The organism is Acinetobacter tibetensis (assembly GCF_023824315.1).
In the GTDB taxonomy this organism is placed as follows: Bacteria; Pseudomonadota; Gammaproteobacteria; order Pseudomonadales; family Moraxellaceae; genus Acinetobacter; species Acinetobacter tibetensis.
Genome location: NZ_CP098732.1, coordinates 2,884,511 through 2,902,243, shown reverse-complemented (window position 1 = coordinate 2,902,243; position 17,733 = coordinate 2,884,511). Strand labels below are relative to the sequence as shown.

General features: G+C 41.9%; 16 protein-coding genes. 12 read left to right on the top strand and 4 right to left on the bottom strand.

Annotated features, from left to right (window positions below; translation table 11 throughout):
* Nucleotides 1-58: 58 nt before the first annotated feature.
* From M5E07_RS13975 to M5E07_RS13965, 3 genes are all read right to left on the bottom strand, one after another.
* Nucleotides 59-1,165: a glycosyltransferase family 4 protein gene (locus M5E07_RS13975; RefSeq protein WP_252220141.1), complete on the bottom strand. Its 1,107-nt coding sequence runs from the start codon at nt 1,163-1,165 to the stop codon at nt 59-61.
* A gap of 94 nt (nt 1,166-1,259) precedes the next feature.
* Nucleotides 1,260-2,195, bottom strand: a complete 936-nt coding sequence (gene lpxL / locus M5E07_RS13970) for an LpxL/LpxP family Kdo(2)-lipid IV(A) lauroyl/palmitoleoyl acyltransferase (RefSeq protein WP_252220138.1) — start codon at nt 2,193-2,195, stop codon at nt 1,260-1,262.
* Nucleotides 2,196-2,325: 130 nt separating this feature from the next.
* On the bottom strand, nt 2,326-2,958 hold the full coding sequence (locus tag M5E07_RS13965) for a LysE family translocator (RefSeq protein ID WP_252220135.1): 633 nt from the start codon (nt 2,956-2,958) through the stop codon (nt 2,326-2,328).
* Between the two features lie 342 nt (nt 2,959-3,300).
* On the opposite strand from M5E07_RS13965, the gene M5E07_RS13960 reads away from it, so the two are divergent.
* Complete coding sequence (locus M5E07_RS13960) at nt 3,301-4,272, top strand: acyltransferase family protein (protein ID WP_252220132.1); 972 nt, start codon at nt 3,301-3,303, stop codon at nt 4,270-4,272.
* 114 nt (nt 4,273-4,386) lie between these two features.
* Here M5E07_RS13960 and M5E07_RS13955 read toward each other — a convergent pair whose 3' ends face one another.
* Nucleotides 4,387-6,297 carry an ATP-binding cassette domain-containing protein gene (locus M5E07_RS13955; protein ID WP_252220129.1) on the bottom strand — a complete coding sequence of 637 codons (1,911 nt, stop codon included), beginning with the start codon at nt 6,295-6,297 and terminating at the stop codon, nt 4,387-4,389.
* 33 nt (nt 6,298-6,330) lie between these two features.
* On the opposite strand from M5E07_RS13955, the gene M5E07_RS13950 reads away from it, so the two are divergent.
* The 11 genes from M5E07_RS13950 (at nt 6,331) to M5E07_RS13900 (ending at nt 17,662) form a co-directional block, all read left to right on the top strand.
* Nucleotides 6,331-6,576, top strand: coding sequence for a SlyX family protein (locus M5E07_RS13950; protein WP_116758657.1), 246 nt, complete (start codon nt 6,331-6,333; stop codon nt 6,574-6,576).
* 133 nt (nt 6,577-6,709) lie between these two features.
* Nucleotides 6,710-7,702: a hypothetical protein gene (locus M5E07_RS13945; RefSeq protein ID WP_116758656.1), complete on the top strand. Its 993-nt coding sequence runs from the start codon at nt 6,710-6,712 to the stop codon at nt 7,700-7,702.
* Nucleotides 7,703-7,772: 70 nt separating this feature from the next.
* On the top strand, nt 7,773-8,222 hold the full coding sequence (locus tag M5E07_RS13940; RefSeq protein WP_116758655.1) for an ammonium transporter: 450 nt from the start codon (nt 7,773-7,775) through the stop codon (nt 8,220-8,222).
* A 36-nt stretch (nt 8,223-8,258) separates the two neighbouring features.
* Nucleotides 8,259-10,904, top strand: coding sequence for a type I DNA topoisomerase (gene topA / locus M5E07_RS13935; protein ID WP_252220126.1), 2,646 nt, complete (start codon nt 8,259-8,261; stop codon nt 10,902-10,904).
* Nucleotides 10,905-10,995: 91 nt separating this feature from the next.
* Nucleotides 10,996-11,799, top strand: a complete 804-nt coding sequence (locus M5E07_RS13930; RefSeq protein WP_252220122.1) for an NYN domain-containing protein — start codon at nt 10,996-10,998, stop codon at nt 11,797-11,799.
* 5 nt (nt 11,800-11,804) lie between these two features.
* Nucleotides 11,805-12,563 (top strand): hypothetical protein, encoded by a 759-nt coding sequence (locus tag M5E07_RS13925; RefSeq protein ID WP_252220119.1) that lies wholly within the window; start codon nt 11,805-11,807, stop codon nt 12,561-12,563.
* A gap of 134 nt (nt 12,564-12,697) precedes the next feature.
* The gene (locus M5E07_RS13920) at nt 12,698-13,270 is read left to right on the top strand and encodes an HdeD family acid-resistance protein (RefSeq protein ID WP_252220116.1); all 573 of its coding nucleotides are present in this window, start codon (nt 12,698-12,700) and stop codon (nt 13,268-13,270) included.
* A gap of 94 nt (nt 13,271-13,364) precedes the next feature.
* Entirely contained in the window at nt 13,365-14,507 is a 1,143-nt protein-coding gene (locus tag M5E07_RS13915) for a glycerate kinase family protein (protein ID WP_252220114.1), read from the top strand.
* A 403-nt stretch (nt 14,508-14,910) separates the two neighbouring features.
* The gene (locus tag M5E07_RS13910; protein ID WP_252220112.1) at nt 14,911-16,899 is read left to right on the top strand and encodes an ATP-dependent helicase; all 1,989 of its coding nucleotides are present in this window, start codon (nt 14,911-14,913) and stop codon (nt 16,897-16,899) included.
* A gap of 98 nt (nt 16,900-16,997) precedes the next feature.
* Nucleotides 16,998-17,258, top strand: coding sequence for an RNA recognition motif domain-containing protein (locus M5E07_RS13905; RefSeq protein WP_116758649.1), 261 nt, complete (start codon nt 16,998-17,000; stop codon nt 17,256-17,258).
* A 41-nt stretch (nt 17,259-17,299) separates the two neighbouring features.
* Nucleotides 17,300-17,662, top strand: a complete 363-nt coding sequence (locus M5E07_RS13900) for an ASCH domain-containing protein (protein ID WP_252220110.1) — start codon at nt 17,300-17,302, stop codon at nt 17,660-17,662.
* The last annotated feature ends 71 nt before the right edge of the window (nt 17,663-17,733 follow it).

Sequence of the window (17,733 nt, the reverse complement as noted above, 5' to 3'; positions counted from 1 at the left end):
TTTGCAGGAAGCAGAACTCGGGTTATGTGTTTTAAGATACCCGAAATTTATTTAAAAATTATGACGACTCCAATATACGTTGATAAAGTGCTAAAGTCTGATCACACATGTCTTGCAAGCTAAATTGCGTGACAGGAGCCACGTGTTGAGGCTGTTCAATATGATGTTGGATGACACGAATAAGTTTAGCTTGATCATCAACAGGGATGAGTCCTTGCGGATAAACTGAAGATAAAATTTCAGCAACCCCACCTCTTTTCCAGCCAATCACAGGTGTACCCACGGACAAGGCTTCTAAGGCGGTACGTCCAAAGGTTTCTGCCTGATTTGATAAAGACAAGACCACATCACTGTAGGCGAGCCATTCACGAATATCAGAGCGGTGACCGACGAAGGTAATCTGATGTTCTAAGCCTTTGCTTTGAATGTTGCGTTGTAGTTCATCCAAATAAGCGGCTTTTTTCGGATCAGCTCCGCCAACCACAATGGCATGCAGGTAGGGGAATTGCGTATGTAGTTGCTGTACTAATTCAATTAAGGTTTCATGCCCTTTCAGACGCGTGATTCGACCTGGTAAGCACAAGAGGAACTTATGTTCGAGTTGTGGATAGTCTTTTAAGGTGTGTTGAATCCACTGTACTGACGGTTGATAGCCATGTGGAAATGCTTTGGGGTCTATACCACGGTAAATACGCACGATATCTTGCGGAGGGCAATTTTTATAATGTTCGGTGATGTACTGCACCACACTGTCCGAAACCGCAATGACTTTTTCCGCTTGCGTCATAATTGCACTATAACGATTAATCGAATAGAAACCATGTACGGTACTTATCAAGTGCGGGCGATCAGTTGCAGGAATCCCTTTTAAGGCAAAATGAGTCAACCATGCAGGAACGCGTGAGCGGACATGCACAATGTCTGGACGATGCTGCTGAATAAGTTGACGTAATGGACGAATTTGCCACAGACTGGACAATGATTTCTTGTGAATGGGCAAGGTTAAATGGGTAGAGCCTTCGGCTTCGAGTTGCGCCACCATACGACCACCATTGGAAACCACCAATGACTCATGCCCCTGACTAATCAGCGCTTTGGCAATTTCGAGTGTGCCACGTTCAACACCACCGCTATTCAGTTCAGGAAGAAGCTGCATCACCTTCATTGAGTTTATCCTTTTTGTCCTGTTGTGCCGTTCAAGCCAATGTATCAATCAAAATATCGAGGATGAAATCATACTTTCTCCCCGATACAGTTGATCAATAAATTTTTTCATACCCTTCTGGGCGGGTTTTAAAGCGACGGTGAAACCACATGTATTGAGTCGGTGCAATTCGAAGCTGTCGTTCAATAATTTGATTTACCCGAGCTGCATCATCTACTTCATCTTCACTAGGTAGGTTGTCTACCACTGGTTCAATTAACAGATGATACTTTGGATTTGCCACATCACCGTGGCGATAAAAATACAGGGGAACAGCAACAGCTTTAGAAATTTTTAATAGACGTCGATGTGCCGTAACAGTTGCGGCAGGCACCCCAAAAAAGGGCGCCATCACCCCTTGTTTTAAACCGAAATCTTGGTCTGGACTATACCAAATGGCATGTCCATTTTTTAAATTACGAATCAGACCACGCATATCATCATGGTCAATTTGATTGGCGTAAATCGTGGCACGACAACGATAAATCAGCATGTCTAACAAAGGGTTATTTTGTGGACGATACACCACATCGGGTTCAAAATATTGTGCACATAAATAGCCGCCTGCATCGAGTAAGGTGGAATGAGTGCCGAGCAGTAAGACGCCTTTACCCGCTGCTTGCGCGGTTTGGATATGTTCTAAACCCTCAATAGTGACCCGTTTTTTAAACCATTGTGGGCAGTACCAAGCATTAAGGGTTTCAAACACACCGAGCATTTGATCAACAAAGACCTGACGAGCATTGTCTTGGACTTGTTCTGGACTCCATTCTGGAAAACAGACTTCTAAATTGCGCAGCGTAGTTTTACGGCGGGATTTCAGTTTATTAAATGCTAAATTTCCCAGAAAAGTGGCTAAGCGATATTGAATTGCCCACGGCAAAATTGCCAGTATCATTAAGAAAACGATGCCAAGCCAAACTCCCCAATATTTAGGATGGAGGAATGACCATTGAAATTCACCAGGTGTATAGGTCTGTGCTTGGCTCATAACGATATAATTAGTTTGAAAAAGTGAAGACTGTGCAAAGTGTAGCATGAACTTATTTGGTCAAGGTTATCCACGCTAAAAATGAGGATGAACGTTGCCTGTCACCATCTGCTGGTTTTGATATGACAGTCTAACGGCGACTTTCCAGAAGAATGCGTACTGCAAGCCCAGCGAGAACTGTGCCCATGAGCCAACGCTGTACATTTGCCCAAAGTGGTTTTCGCTGTAGAAAAAGTGCAATGCTACCGGCAGAAAAAACAATAACTGCATTTACTGAAACGCTGACAAAAATTTGGATTGTACCGAGTTGAATAGACTGCGCTAAAATACTGCTTTGTTGTGGGTGAATAAATTGTGGCAATAACGACAAATACATAATCGCAATTTTAGGATTAAGTAAACTTGTCAAAAAGCCCATTAAAAATAATTTTAACGGTGAATCGATAGATAAATCTTTGAGACTAAAAATAGGAGCTGCATTGGGGCGTAAAGCTTTCCATGCCAACCAGAGTAAATAGACAGCCCCTACAATACGAATCGTGTCATAAGCATATGGAACTGCGACAACGAGCGCTGTGATCCCGAAAGAAGCGCAAAGCATATACAAGACAAAGCCCAGAGCGATACCGCCTAAAGAAATGAAACCTGCTGTTTTTCCTTGAGAAATTGAACGTGAAATCAGGTAAATCATATTCGGGCCAGGGGTGAGGACCATTGCTAGGCTCACCAAAGCAAATGCGAAAATTTGTGACAAATCTAACATGATAAAAGGCTCAGTTATTCTTATGTTGATAGGTATAGCATATCGATGTTGATAAATCTGGTTTGTGCTGCCAATGGGTAATTTAACCTGTTGAATTGTCATTAAGATTATCAAGTTAATCTTTTCTAGTTTTAGATTTTTAATGAATGAGGTGAAAGATGGGATAGGGCACGCGTACTTTTTACTGAACTATGCTCTTGAAATTTGGCTTGGTCATCTCTGGTTATGCGACTGAACAAAAGGGGATTCATTTTATCCCGATGATTCAGCATGATGGATATGAAGTAACTTGAAATACAGATGTTAGACTAGCAACATATTTCAAATTAATTGCATGTATAGATGAGAAATGACGCGATTGATACTGCCAAAGCAGGTCTAATTTTTCTGGTGGTGTTGGGGCATTTTCTGGAGCGTATGATCGGTTGGTCACAAGCGAGTAATCAGTTACTGCTCGAAACCATTTATGCCATACATATGCCTGCTTTTATTTTTATTTCTGGCATGTTGTATAAAGATAAAAACTGGCTCAAAAACCTCATCTTTTTTATTGCGCTTTATGTGCCTTTTCAACTGTTGTACTTGGCATCAGATGCAGTTATGTCTGGGCAATGGCATTGGAGTTTGTTTGAACGTCCGTATTGGCTGATGTGGTATCTCATGGGGATGATGGCTTGGACGTTATTTATGCATGTGTTCCATGCAAACCGTTTTGCCCTTGTGCTCGCGGCGCTGATTGCTTTAGGCATTGGTTTTTCGCCATGGAATAACTATGCCTATTCCATTGGCAGAATTTGTGTCTTCTTGCCTTTTTTTGTGTTGGGGTATCGTTATGGTCAGCCCATCATGCAAAAGTTACAACAGCAGAATCACGCGGTACTCTGGGCAAGCCTAAGTCTTGGTTTCATCGTGCTTATTCTGTATTGGACGAATTTAAGTCAATTCTGGTGGTATGGCAGTTTGAGTTATGCTCAGCTCAAAGTGGATATCTGGCAAGGAAGTTTGACTCGTATAGCGTGTTTATTGCTATCAAGTTGGGGTGTACTCACGCTTCTGGTGTTATTTCAGCATCTAGGAACCTGCTTTATGCGCTTGGGGCAAAACACTTTGCCTGTGTATTTGTTACATGGTTTTGTGGTGATTTGGCTGGCACGAATGATTCAGCTCAATTTGCCTGTGGCTGTGGAAGTATTGGTCTGTGTGGTGCTGTCAATTTTGACTTGTGTATTGCTACAGCAACGTATATTTGATCAAAGTATTCGCCAATTATCACAATGGTTGCTACGACCGACGCATAAATTGTGGCAGAAATAGCCGACTCATTGGTTTGTTTGTCATATGACTTTGGCTATTTGTACGATTTGAATTAAACAATAAAAAAACCCGATTGGCTAAATGGCTCAGCCAATCGGGTTATTGAGCATTAAATTAGTTGCCTTTGCTGAGGTTTTCTAATCTATCCCAACGTTCCAATTTTTCAAGTAACTGTTCTTCAATTTCAGTCAGACGCTGTGACGCTTGAGTCGCGGCATCGGCATTTGAAACAAACCAAGAACCATCTGCCAACTTGTCTGAAAGTTGAGTTTGTTCAGCTTCCAGAGCTTCAATTTCCGCAGGTAGGCTATCGAGTTCTCGTTGATCTTTATAGCTCAGTTTCACCTTTTTCGGCGCAGGCGTTGCTGCTGCGGCAGCCGCTTCAGCTTTGGCTTGAGCCTTTTTCACATCACTTTTTTGATCAACCACTTTCTGATCTGGACGTTGTTCTAGGTAATCCTGATAACCACCAATGTACTCATCAATATTGCCTTTGCCATCAAACACCCAAGTTGAAGTGACTACGTTGTCCATAAAGGCACGGTCATGCGAAATGAGCAATAAGGTGCCTTTATAATCAGACAGCATCTCTTCCAGCAATTCTAGCGTAACCATATCCAAATCATTGGTTGGCTCATCCATCACGATTAAATTGGATGGTTTGAGTAACAACTTGGCTAACAGAATGCGGTTCCTTTCACCACCAGAGAGTGCTTTGACTGGCGTACGTGCGCGTTCTGGCGAAAATAGGAAGTCTTGTAAGTAGCTGTAGATATGACGACGGTTACCATTTACATCGACAAAGTCAGAGCCTTCTGACACATTGGCCATCACGGTTTTTTCAAGGTCAAGCGCATTACGCAATTGGTCAAAATAGGCAATCTCAAGCTGTGTACCTGTTTTGACTGAACCACCATGTTCAATTTGACCTAAAATGGCTTTAATTAAGGTGGTTTTTCCAACACCGTTATCCCCAACTAAACCAATGCGGTCGCCACGCATCACCAACGCAGAGAAATCCTTGATCAGTAGGTTGTCACCGTAAGAAACACTGAGGTGTTCAATATCAAACACCAATTTCCCAGAACGATTGGCATCTTGGGTTGCCATGCTGACTTTGCCTTGCTGGAAACGACGTGCTTTGGATTCTTCACGCAGCGCTTTTAAGGCGCGGACACGACCTTCATTACGGGTACGACGGGCTTTAATCCCTTGGCGAATCCATACTTCTTCTTCAGCTAATCGTTTATCGAACAACGCATTTTGTTTTTCTTCGGCTTCCATTTGTTGTGCTTTGAGGTCTAAGTAGCGCGAATAGTTACCTTCGTAGCTACGTAAAGTCCCACGATCAAGCTCGACAATACGGGTGGCAATACTGTCCACAAATGAACGGTCATGCGAGATAAATAAGAGGGTTAGGTTATTTTGATCGAGTAAGAATTTTTCTAACCATTCAATGCTTTCTACATCCAAATGGTTGGTCGGTTCGTCCAGTAACAGAACGTCTGGTTGAGTCAGTAAGGCACGTGCTAACAGCACACGACGCTTACGTCCACCCGATAAATCGGCCAAATCGGCATTTGGGTCTAGTCCCATCTTACTTAAAATGGAATTGACTTTATTTTCTAAAGCCCAGCCATCGAGTTGATCCAATTTATGCTGTAAATTGCCCATGCGATCGCATGCTTCCATATCACCTAAGATGCAGGCATCACATGCTTCGTGGTATGCTTTAAGTACAGTGGCAGCTTCACCTGCGCCGTCTGCCACAATGTCTGCGACTTTGCCAGAATCCATAGGGACGTCTTGTGCCAACATAGACACCGTTAAGCCATTTTGAATAGCAACTTCGCCAGAATCAGGCAATAAAGTACCTTCAATTAGTTTAAGTAGCGTAGACTTACCTTCACCATTACGGCCAATCAAACACACCCGTTCGCCGCGTTCTAGGTTAAAATTCGCGCCATCGAGTAGGGCAGGTCCACCGAATGCAAGCTGGACATCCCTTAAAGTAATATAGGCCATAATGTTTCCTGAAATCTCAAATGAGGACTTTGAATGACTAAGCAACAAAATCTAGATAATCAGGCGTCATTGTCCGCACCCATTGAAGATTTGCAAGTCCGAATTGCATTTTTAGATGATTTAGTTGAACAACTCAATGAACAAGTGATTCGCCAACATGCCGAAATTGCTGATTTAAAAAAACAAATGCAGTTTCTTTATCAACGTGTGGAATCTGCCGATTTATCTGAAGGGATCGAAGCTTTTGATCCTTTCAGCAATATACCACCACACTATTGATCTAGTTTGAAGCTTTGAGCGGCATGGCTTAATCCTATGCATTTCAAACAAGGGAACGAGGGCAAGGCTTGACCTTTTGCCCGCTTCCCGTTCTAATGCACGCTCTTTGCTTATCTCTCATGATTCTGTATTTATGTCTGCTAAAGCGGTTTTGTTCGATCTAGAAAATAATATGCCAACGGCAAAGATGCTGCGCGATCTGGTGCAGCATTATCCGACTTTGTATTTGTTTAATTGCAACGGTCAGTTTGCATATACGTTGGAAGATCTGACTGAATTTGCAATGTGGGTCAATACAGGGCAAGTGGTGATTTTAGAAACTGCTCAAGCCAAAGAGAAAGAGTTTGAATATGCGGTGGTCGTTGGACAGTTAATGGCTTTACTCGAACCGGATACGCATGTCGAAGTGATTTCGGCAGCAAAAACCAGTGCTGTTTTAATCGAGTTGATGCGTGGTTCGGCACTGACTTGTAGCTTGATTCAAATTCAAGATGCGGCTGAAATCAGCAAACCCAAATACAAAATTCCAAGCTTGGATGTCATTCAAAGTAAACCGTACTTAAAAATGGTCAAGCAATACTGCGATGCTTTGGCGAAAATGCCAGGTAAACCCAATACCATCGATTCACTAAAAAACTCGGTTATGAATATCTTGCAAGTGGTGCCTGAAAAAGCACAGCACTTGGTGGGCATGTTGATTAATCTGAAAATTGTGAAACGTTATGATGAGCAGATTAATTTTCGTAAAAAAGTATTAAAGCAATGGGCACTGTTACATCTTGAACAAGATCAAGCAGCGTTGGTGAGCTCAAGTAATTTAGCGCAAGCGGTAGAACTGTTACAGAGTTCAGCCGAATTGGCATCTTCAGTACCAGACGTGCAACAAGCACAAGATGCTTTGTTTAAAGATTTTGGAAAAATAGATCCTGTACAGCTTGAAGTCGCGAAAAAGCTACGCGAATTGAAAAATGATAAGCCGAAAGACATCTATGCCTTACGTGATTTATTAGAGCAAATGTTTCCTAAAGCAGATGTGCGTTTGTTACTCAAAGAGTTGATTGAAAAAGGTTATATTTACTGGAATGGACATGAAGTCTTATATAGTCATGAAATGTTCCTAAATTAATTTCATCGTTCCAACTTGCGTTTTATATTGTGCTTATGCAACTCTAATAAAAGACAAAAAAGGTTTTGCTATGGAAAATACAGGAATTTGGGTTGCTGTTGTCATTATTGTGTTTGTGCTCGGGTCAATTTTGGGACTCCGCGTTAGCCCTCGAGAAAAAGCATTGGGCTTAATGCGTGAAAAAGCACGGAAAATGGGATTACACCCACGCTTAGTGGCAGCACCAGATTGGACTAAAATTCCGTTGGCATCTTCAAATCGTGCCAGTATGGTTGCTTATTATAGTGTCCTGATTCCAGATGCACGTTTGCCGCTGATGCGTGCCCGTGTTGAAGATCAGCAGCTCAAGGTGGTGCATGGTGATGAAAAATTTAATAATTTTCCCATTGCATTAAAGGGCATTTATGCTATTGATATGCAGGCAAACTGTGTAGGAATCTATTGGGACGAAGAAGCTGACTTATTAGCAGCCCAATTGGAAGACATCAAAGCATATTTACATTCTTTGGCTGAACTTTAATTTTTAGATTCACTGAAATAGGAAAAACGGTTAACTATGGCGAATGCTCCTCGATCCACATCCAAAAGCACAACAGCAAAATCTTCTGATGCTGGGAATAAACGTGCCTTAGTGATTGTGGAGTCGCCTGCAAAAGCGAAAACAATCAACAAATATTTAGGCCCAAATTACATTGTAAAATCCTCTGTAGGTCATGTGCGTGACTTGCCGACGGGTGGTTCAGGTAAAACTGCGGATAAGAAAACTACAGCAACTCGAACCAAACTGACCGAAGTACAAAAGGCTGAAAAAGCACAACAAGCCTTGGTCAACCGTATGGGGGTTGATCCTGAACATGACTGGAAGGCACATTATGAAGTGCTTCCGGGCAAAGAAAATGTGGTTGCTGAATTAAAAAAACTGGCATCGCAAGTTGATGAAGTTTATCTCGCAACGGACTTGGACCGTGAAGGGGAAGCGATTGCGTGGCATTTAAAAGAAGTCATTGGCGGTGATGATTCACGTTATCAACGTGTAGTGTTTAACGAAATTACCAAAAATGCCATTCAAGAAGCCTTTAAGCATCCAGCACGTTTAGACACCAATAAAGTCAATGCCCAACAGGCACGCCGTTTTCTAGACCGTGTGGTTGGCTTTATGATTTCTCCTTTATTGTGGGAGAAAATTGCGCGTGGTCTATCCGCAGGACGAGTACAGTCTGTAGCAGTCAAACTGGTCGTAGAACGTGAGCGTGAAATTCGTGCCTTCATTCCTGAAGAATATTGGCAGGTATTTGCAGATACTAAATCTTCAAGCGATGAAATTCGTTTAGAGGCGGTAAAGCAAGCAGGTAAGGCTCTCAAATTACGCAATAAAGCAGAAACTGATGCTTTATTGAAAATTTTGAAAGATGCAGATTACAAAGTTTCAGCACGTGAAGATAAACCGACCAAGGTTAATCCGAGTGCGCCGTATATCACCTCGACTTTACAGCAAGCAGCCAGCACACGTTTAGGTTTTTCAGTTAAGAAAACCATGATGTTGGCGCAACGTTTGTACGAAGCAGGTTTCATTACCTATATGCGTACCGACTCGACTTTTTTAAGTGACGATGCGGTAAATATGGTGCGTCACCATATTGAGACTGAGTTTGGTAAAAAATATATACCTGCGAAGCCAAACCGTTATGGCAATAAAGCGGGTGCACAAGAAGCGCATGAAGCCATTCGTCCATCCAATGTCGGTTTAAAAGGCGATAGTTTGGTGGGGGTGGAACGTGATGCACAACGTTTATATGATTTAATCTGGCGCCAATTCGTGGCATGTCAGATGACACCAGCCGAATATCTATCTTCCACAATTTTGGTCGATGCCAATGGTGTTGAACTGAAAGCCAAAGGTCGCACCTTGGTGTTTGACGGTTTTACCAAAGTTCGTGGTCAAAACAAATCCGATGATGATGTGCTATTGCCTGCGGTGAAAGTGGGTGAGGTATTGAATCTGGAAAAACTAGATCCATCACAACACTTTACCAAGCCGCCTGCACGTTTTACTGAAGCGTCATTGGTGAAAGAGCTTGAGAAAAAGGGCATTGGTCGACCATCAACTTACGCTGCGATTATTTCTACTATTCAAGACCGTGGTTATGTGAAACTGGAAAACCGTCGTCTATATGCAGAAAAAATGGGTGAGATTGTTACTGATCGTTTGGATGAAAGTTTCAATAACCTCATGAACTATGACTTTACCGCGGACTTAGAAGGTCAGTTGGATAAAGTGGCCGATGGCGAACGTAACTGGAAAGAGTTGCTTGACAGTTTCTATGGTGATTTCAAAACGCGTCTGACCAATGCACAAGGTGAAAGTGGTATGCGCCGCAATCAACCTGTGGAAGTTGATGCAGTACATTGTCCAGAATGTTCTCGACCAATGCAGATTCGTACAGGGACTACCGGTGTCTTCTTAGGGTGTTCAGGCTATAACTTGCCACCGAAAGAGCGCTGTAAAGGTACTTTGAACTTAACCCCAGTCGAATCACTTGCAGCGTTGTCTGATGATGATGCCGCAGAAACAGCAGACTTGATGTCGAAAAAACGCTGTCCGATTTGCGCAACAGCGATGGACAGTTATGTCATTGATGGTGGTCGTAAACTACATGTTTGTGGTAACAATCCTGATTGTGCGGGTTTTGAACTGGAAGAAGGTGAGTTCAAAATCAAAGGTTATGATGGTCCAACCATTCCATGTGATAAGTGTGATGGTGAAATGCAACTTAAGACAGGTCGTTTTGGGCCGTACTTTGCTTGCATGAGCTGTGACAATACCCGCAAGGTTTTGAAAAGCGGTCAGCCTGCACCTCCACGTGTGGACCCAATCAAGATGGAACACTTACGCTCGACCAAGCATGATGACTTTTTTGTTCTGCGTGATGGAGCGGCAGGTCTATTCTTGGCAGCAAGTAAGTTCCCGAAAGTACGTGAAACACGTGCACCTAAAGTTTCGGAGCTTCGTAGTGTTGCTGATCAACTTGATCCGAAGTATCAGTTTATTTTGCAGGCACCCGATGTTGACCCAGAAGGGAATCCAACATTGGTGAAATTTAGCCGTAAAAACCAAGCACAATATATTGGTTCGGAAACGCCAGAAGGGAAACAAACCAAATGGTCTTTGGTTTTCCAAGATGGAAAATGGGTTGAGGCTTAACGACTTAAGGTATTGAATATAAATGCTCACTTCGGTGGGCATTTTTTATGTCACAATCATTCATATAAGAAAGTAAAAAATTGGGGGAATTGTGGATATTCAAACAAAGAAGTTTGCAGTACTAATTGATGCAGATAATTCATCGATTAGTGCTATTTCATTAGTATTAGAAGAAGTGGCTAAATATGGAATTGCAAGCGTAAAGCGTGTTTATGGGGATTGGAGTAGTGAAACATTAAAGAAATGGCGTGATGTTTTGTTGCCTCATGCCATTACTCCCGTTCAGCAATTTGCCTACACAAAAGGTAAAGATGCAACGGACATGATTTTAATCATTGATGCAATGGACTTACTCTATGCTGGGGCATTAGATGGGTTTTGTATCGTGTCGAGTGACAGTGACTTTACACCTTTAGCTTCGCGTATTCGTGAAAATGGTTTAAGTGTTTATGGTTTTGGTAAAAAATCTACACCAGAGGCATTTAAAAAGGCCTGTGATAAATTTGTTTTTGTTGAAAATTTGATTTCCGAGAGTGATCTAAAGAATACGGAAGATTATGAAATTGTAAATCTTCAAGTAAAGAAGATATTAGATACAAATAAAATATCCGATGTAAAAGCTGTTTCTTCAGTTAAGGATACTACCACGACAGATATAATGGATCGTGCAACTTTAAATTTAATCTATAAAGCAGTGAAAGATAATGCAGATGAAAATGGATGGGCAAATTTAAGTATGGTTGGACAATATATCAGCGCTGTAAAACCTGAATTTGATTCTCGTAATTATGGTAGAGCAAAATTATCAGGCTTAATTAAAACGCTTAATCTTTTTGAAACAAAAGTAGATATGAGCCAGATGTATTTAAGAAAAATGAAGAAGCAGAGTGCTTAAAATAAATGTGGAAAAAAATTAGAATTTTATGTCTATTGCTGATTTTGTTAATTGTGGCAGTAAACGCTTGGCGCGATCAAAATCAGAACTGGGATAAACCGATTATTGTATTGCTGCATCCTATTAATGCCGATGATCAAGCCAGTACGCAACAATATATTCAACAATTATCTTTAAGTGATCTTGCGACTGTGCAGCCTTATCTCCAGCAAATGTCAGCACATTATCGTGGTCAACCTATTCAGGTTTATTTAAATTTAGGGCGTGAATTAACCCAAAAACCACCGAAGGTACCAGAGCAGGCGAACATGCTCGATATCATATTGTGGAGTCTTAAATTCCGCTTTTATGATTGGCAACAGCATGAGCGCAGTGATGGTGCTCCTGCTGTCACGCTGTATTTAAATTATTACGATCCCGAACGCACACGTGAATTAAAACACTCTACTGCTTTGGAAAAGGGGCGTATTGGTGCAGTGAATTTGTATGCCAGTAAAAAACAAAATGAGCAGAATCAAATTGTTTTGGTACATGAGCTATTACATGCCTTTGGTGCAACCGATAAATATGACGCTGCGACAGGACAACCGCTCTATCCTCAAGGCTATGCTTATCCGAAACAACAGCCTTTATTTCCACAAGCCAAAGCAGAGTTAATGGCGGGGCATATTCCTGTTTCTGCCGAGAAAAGTAAAATGCCAGATCGTTTACAAGATACGCTACTCAACGAAATTACAGCACTGGAAATTGGTTGGATTAAATAAAGCTGTGTATAAGTGCTTTTTTATCCACAGAAGGGAAGACTAATGTGGATAAAAAAGATGCAGATTGATAACAGACAGTTACGGAAAAAAAGACCACAATAATTGCATTCCATTGTAAGTACTTGAGAAAAATTATGAAAACAGTTGGAAATGATCTTATTCGTCATCAATTACATGAAAATCGGAAATGGTACTTGGTCTTAGGTGTACTCCTGACTTTATTTGGTTTGGTGTTGCTCGCCTATTTACCTTTTGCCACGCTGTCCGCAGTTTATTTGTTTGGTATCTTAATGATGGTAGGTGGTGTGCTGCATTTGGTCGCGGCTTTTAAAATCTTTGAAGGAGGCTATCGTTGGCTTTGGGCTGCATTTGCTATTTTCTATCTGATCGCGGGTTATTATGCCTTTACCACACCTGTCAAAACTGCCATTGTATTGACCAGTCTCTTGGCTATTTTTTTAGTGATCGCAGGGATTGTACGGAGTGTTAATGCCTTTATACTCAAGCCTTTGGCAGGTTGGGGCTGGACGCTTTTCTCTGGAATTCTGACCTTTATTACAGGGGTAATTATCTTAATGTCACCGACAGCACCATTTTGGGTGTTGGGTATGTTTTTGGCGATAGATATTCTATTTCAAGGCATCAACTACCTCACTTTGGCCTCTTATATTAAGCATGAAGTACCCAAGAGTTCGGCTGATGTGTAATTATTACAGATGATTAAGTGGAACAAGAGTGCTATATGCACTCTTTTTTATTGCGTATGATTGAGGATAATTCATCTTAAAAAGCACAACTGCTATGTCTAAAATCTTTGTACTTGCCCCAGACTCTTTTAAAGAAAGTATGACTGCGCTACAAGCATGTCAGGCGATGCAACGAGGCTTAGAACGTGTCTTCCCTGAGGCAAAATATATTCATGTCCCCATGGCAGATGGCGGTGAGGGAACAGTAGATGCTTTGGTTGCTGCTGCGCACGGTGAGATGGTGAGCTGTAGTGTGTCGGGCCCTTTCATCGAACAGAAAGTCGAGACATATTTTGGCTTGATTGATGAAGGGCGAACGGCTGTGATTGAAATGGCCAAAGCCAATGGCATTCATTTACTGGAGCCTTCAGAGCGAAATCCAGCCTTAACATCGACCTTTGGAACAGGGGAAATGATTCAGCTAGCCCTTGATCATGGGGTTAAAAAAATCATTATTGGACTCGGTGGCAGCGTCACCAATGATGCAGGCATGGGTATGGCTCAAGCACTTGGGGTTCGATTTTTAGATGTCACTGGCAAAGAGGTGGTTCAGGGGGGCGGACAATTACATCAGATTAGCCAGATTGATTTATCGAATTTGGATACTCGATTGGCACAAGTTGAGATGCTGATTGCCAGTGATGTGAATAATCCGCTCTATGGTGAACACGGTGCGGCTTACGTATTTGCTCCGCAAAAAGGGGCAAAACCAACCATGGTTGAGCAATTGGATCAGAACCTAAAGTATTTTGCTGGCTTGGTTAAATCGCAACTCCAACTTGATTATGCTCATGTTGCTGGCGCGGGTGCCGCAGGTGGTTTGGGTTTTGGCTTAATGGCATTTGCAGGGGCAACCCTTCGTTCAGGCGTGGAAATTGTGATAGAAGAAACACGATTGGCGGAAAAAATTGAACGGGCAGATTTTGTCTTTACTGGAGAGGGTGGAATAGATTTCCAAACCAAATTTGGCAAAACACCGTATGGTGTCGCACAAGTTGCCAAAAAACTGAATACGCCTGTGATTGCTTGTGCAGGTTATGTGGGTGAGGGCATAGAGGAGCTCTATGCAGAAGGCTTTACTGCAATTTTAGGGATTGTAGATCGGGCATGTGATTTGCAAACCGCTTTAGAAAATGCTGAGAAGAATTTGGAAAGAACCTGTCAGAATGTTGCTAGAATTTTAGCCCTAACGCCGTAACAACCACATTACTCTCAATAAATTTAAATATTTTTGTGTAGAGAATGCCTTACTTTTCAAGGATGAACAGTAACAAAAATCCTTTGTTGGATTGAGGATATGTCCCTATACCCCAATCCAACGAACGGCATCCATGCCGTTTTGTCTCGTATCCCATTTTTTTGAAATTAAAAATCGGCATATCAGTCTGGATAGATTGTATAAATTAAATCGAGACATTCTTGTTGATTTAAATTGCTTTGATTTAAAAAATGCTCATGTCATTGTCATTATTGATCTGTAACTATTCATTTTGATTGGCTTATTTGTTATCGATCAAACGATGCCATGATCATCTGGCTAAAATTCATAATTTATCTGTAGCTCTGTTAAACTAGTCATCTTCCCAGCACGATGAGACACTATGAGTTTAGCCAGCCTAATTGATGAATTAAACCCGCAACAAAAACAAGCTGCCACGACTGCGTCGCAACACAGTCTGGTACTCGCAGGGGCTGGCTGTGGCAAAACGAAAACCATTGTGGCACGTGCTGCGTACCTGATTGATCAAGGCGTCCCCGCCAACCAAATTCAAATTTTAACCTTTACTCGTCGTTCAGCCAGTGAAATCGTAGCCCGAGTAGAGTTGGCTTTAGGGGAGCAAGCCAAAGGACTTCGCGCATCGACTTTTCATACTTTTTGTATGTATTTATTGCGTCGTGTGCCGAAAGCCTTTGGTTTAGAGCAATTCACGATTATCGACCGTGATGACCAAATCATGATGTTCCGTTTAATTCGTGGTAAAGATGACAAGAAAAATCCCAATCAGTTGCCTAAGCCACAAGAGCTGTGTGATTTGTACTCTTTTGCGCGCAATACCCGCCAAAAATTGAGCGATGCTTTAGAAAAGCAACATCCTGAATATTTGGTGTTTAAAGATCAAATTGCCAAAATTATGCAAGAGTACGAGACACGAAAGCGTGCGCGTAGTTTCTTGGATTATGATGACATTCTCGCAATTGTGGCTTCGGCACTCGATCAATCTGAAGGCTTGGTTGATTATGTCGCATCGATTTGTAAGCACATGCTGGTGGATGAAATGCAGGACACCAATCCTTTGCAATGGGCGTTGCTTGAACCGCTGAAAGACCAAGTGAGTCTGTTCTGTGTGGGTGATGACGCGCAGTCTATTTATGGTTTTCGCGGGGCGGATTTTGAAAATATTCATCATTTTAAAGAACGCGTACCCAATGCCCAAGTCTTTAAACTTGAGCAAAATTATCGTTCCACCCAAGAAATTTTAGACCTCTCCAATTGGCTGCTCGATCAATCTGAGATTCAATATGACAAGCGTCTTGATGCCTATCGAGGTGAGGGAATTAAGCCGCGCATGCATATTTTCCCGAATGAGTTTGATGAAGCCAAATGGATCGCAATTGATATTAAAGAGCGCCATTATTTGCAGGGGCAGAAATGGTCGGATCATATGGTCTTAGTGCGCTCAAGCTTCGCTGCGCGGCATATTGAAGCGGCGTGTATAGCGGCCAATGTTCCTTACCGTTTTATTGGTGGGATGAAACTGCTTGAAACTGCACATGTGAAAGATTTGCTCAGTTTGCTACGGGTAATTGCCAATCCTTTAGATGATATTGCGTGGATGCGCTTTCTTACCCTATGGAATGGGGTGGGCGATGTGGGGGCAAGTCGTCTGGCACAACAGTTGTTACTTCAACCTGAATTCGAACTGATTTTTAATCAATTAGAACAGTTTGGGCGCATTCCTGCTGAAACCTTATTGATGATGAAGCAGATGACGGTACTGAAGCAAGATGTGCAAGCGTGTGTCAGTTTAGGTATTCAAGCCCTTGAAGCGCAATTGGCTGAGAACTATAAAAAAGACTGGAGCCGTCGCCAAGGTGACTTTGAATTGGTCAAACAATTGGCTTCTAAACATGCCCAGTTGAGTGAGTTTTTAGAGGAATATGTGCTTGATCCGGTTTCCATTTCTGAGATTGAACGTCAGTCGGATACAGATGTAGTCACATTAATTACCATTCACTCTGCCAAAGGTACGGAGCAGAAAGTGTGTTACGTCGCGAATGTGACGGCTGGGCAGTACCCGCATGCACGTGCTCAGGGAGATTTTGATGCGGTCGAGGAAGAACGTCGGGTGCTCTATGTGGCGCTGACTCGTGCGCAGAATGAACTTATACTCACCAAGCAAAATTTGAATCTTTGGGCGCGAGATGTGATTGATGAACAAGGGCGTAAAGTTGACAGCTATTTCTTAAATGATCTCACTCGAAATTTATGTACGTTGGAAACCCATCATAAACCCCGCCAGCAAACGGTGAAAAGTGCCTTAATTGAACGACAGTCGATTAATTTAGATTTTGGGATTAATCTCGATTAAACTAAGTGGATTCCAATGTTGTATTTGATGTGCAATGTTCAGAAAGTAGCGTAGGCGATTGCTTTTTGATGATTTTGCCTATTTTTGAAGGTTGTTAAATGAAAATTTTAGTTCGTAATTTAGAACGTACCGTGACAGAAGCTGAGTTACTGAAACTGTTTCAACAATATGGCACAGTAGAGACCTGTCAATTGGTGTTGGATGCCGAAACAGGTAAATCTAAAGGCTTCGCTTTTGTGGACATGCCGCATGGTCGTGAAGCTGTGAAAGCGATTAAAGGTTTAAATACCTTACGTCTACATGGGACAGGTATTCGTGTAAAACAGGCCGAAAATAAGCCTGAGAAGCCAGAAGCATAAGTAAAGAGGAGCAATTGATGCTCCTTTTTTATGGGAAAATAATGAGAAAGTTGTATCAAGCACTCTCTATAGTGGCTCCATCTGGTGAATATATTACTCAAGGCGTAAAGACATTAGAAATTCGCTCTTGGCGACCTGAGCAACTTCCTCTTAAAAATTTAATCATTGTTGAAAATACGCATTATCTGAATCAGTGTGGAGATGAAGAAGAAGGACGAGCTATCGCATTTGTTGATATTCATTCTGTTCATGCGTGGAAGAATACTGAAATTGAATCTGCGAAAGCTTCTTATTGGCAAGAGGGGTATTGGGCTTGGGTCATTGAAAATGTTAGGCCAATACATCCACCTGTGAATATGCCAGCTCGAAGAAAAATTTATTGGGTAGAATTGGAACAGATGTAATTTTTTATTGTGCATTGAATTCAATTAAGTTTAATCTTAGACCTGTAACAAATGCCCAAAAATTAGGAAAA

Excerpts from the sequence above, each read along its gene's own strand:
- M5E07_RS13975 (WP_252220141.1), bottom strand. The coding sequence starts at position 1,165 with ATGAAGGTGATGCAGCTTCTTCCTGAACTGAATAGCGGTGGTGTTGAA.
- lpxL (WP_252220138.1), bottom strand. The coding sequence starts at position 2,195 with ATGAGCCAAGCACAGACCTATACACCTGGTGAATTTCAATGGTCATTC.
- M5E07_RS13965 (WP_252220135.1), bottom strand. The coding sequence starts at position 2,958 with ATGTTAGATTTGTCACAAATTTTCGCATTTGCTTTGGTGAGCCTAGCA.
- M5E07_RS13960 (WP_252220132.1), top strand. The coding sequence starts at position 3,301 with ATGAGAAATGACGCGATTGATACTGCCAAAGCAGGTCTAATTTTTCTG.
- M5E07_RS13955 (WP_252220129.1), bottom strand. The coding sequence starts at position 6,297 with ATGGCCTATATTACTTTAAGGGATGTCCAGCTTGCATTCGGTGGACCT.
- M5E07_RS13950 (WP_116758657.1), top strand. The coding sequence starts at position 6,331 with ATGACTAAGCAACAAAATCTAGATAATCAGGCGTCATTGTCCGCACCC.
- M5E07_RS13945 (WP_116758656.1), top strand. The coding sequence starts at position 6,710 with ATGTCTGCTAAAGCGGTTTTGTTCGATCTAGAAAATAATATGCCAACG.
- M5E07_RS13940 (WP_116758655.1), top strand. The coding sequence starts at position 7,773 with ATGGAAAATACAGGAATTTGGGTTGCTGTTGTCATTATTGTGTTTGTG.
- topA (WP_252220126.1), top strand. The coding sequence starts at position 8,259 with ATGGCGAATGCTCCTCGATCCACATCCAAAAGCACAACAGCAAAATCT.
- M5E07_RS13925 (WP_252220119.1), top strand. The coding sequence starts at position 11,805 with ATGTGGAAAAAAATTAGAATTTTATGTCTATTGCTGATTTTGTTAATT.
- M5E07_RS13920 (WP_252220116.1), top strand. The coding sequence starts at position 12,698 with ATGAAAACAGTTGGAAATGATCTTATTCGTCATCAATTACATGAAAAT.
- M5E07_RS13915 (WP_252220114.1), top strand. The coding sequence starts at position 13,365 with ATGTCTAAAATCTTTGTACTTGCCCCAGACTCTTTTAAAGAAAGTATG.
- M5E07_RS13910 (WP_252220112.1), top strand. The coding sequence starts at position 14,911 with ATGAGTTTAGCCAGCCTAATTGATGAATTAAACCCGCAACAAAAACAA.
- M5E07_RS13905 (WP_116758649.1), top strand. The coding sequence starts at position 16,998 with ATGAAAATTTTAGTTCGTAATTTAGAACGTACCGTGACAGAAGCTGAG.
- M5E07_RS13900 (WP_252220110.1), top strand. The coding sequence starts at position 17,300 with ATGAGAAAGTTGTATCAAGCACTCTCTATAGTGGCTCCATCTGGTGAA.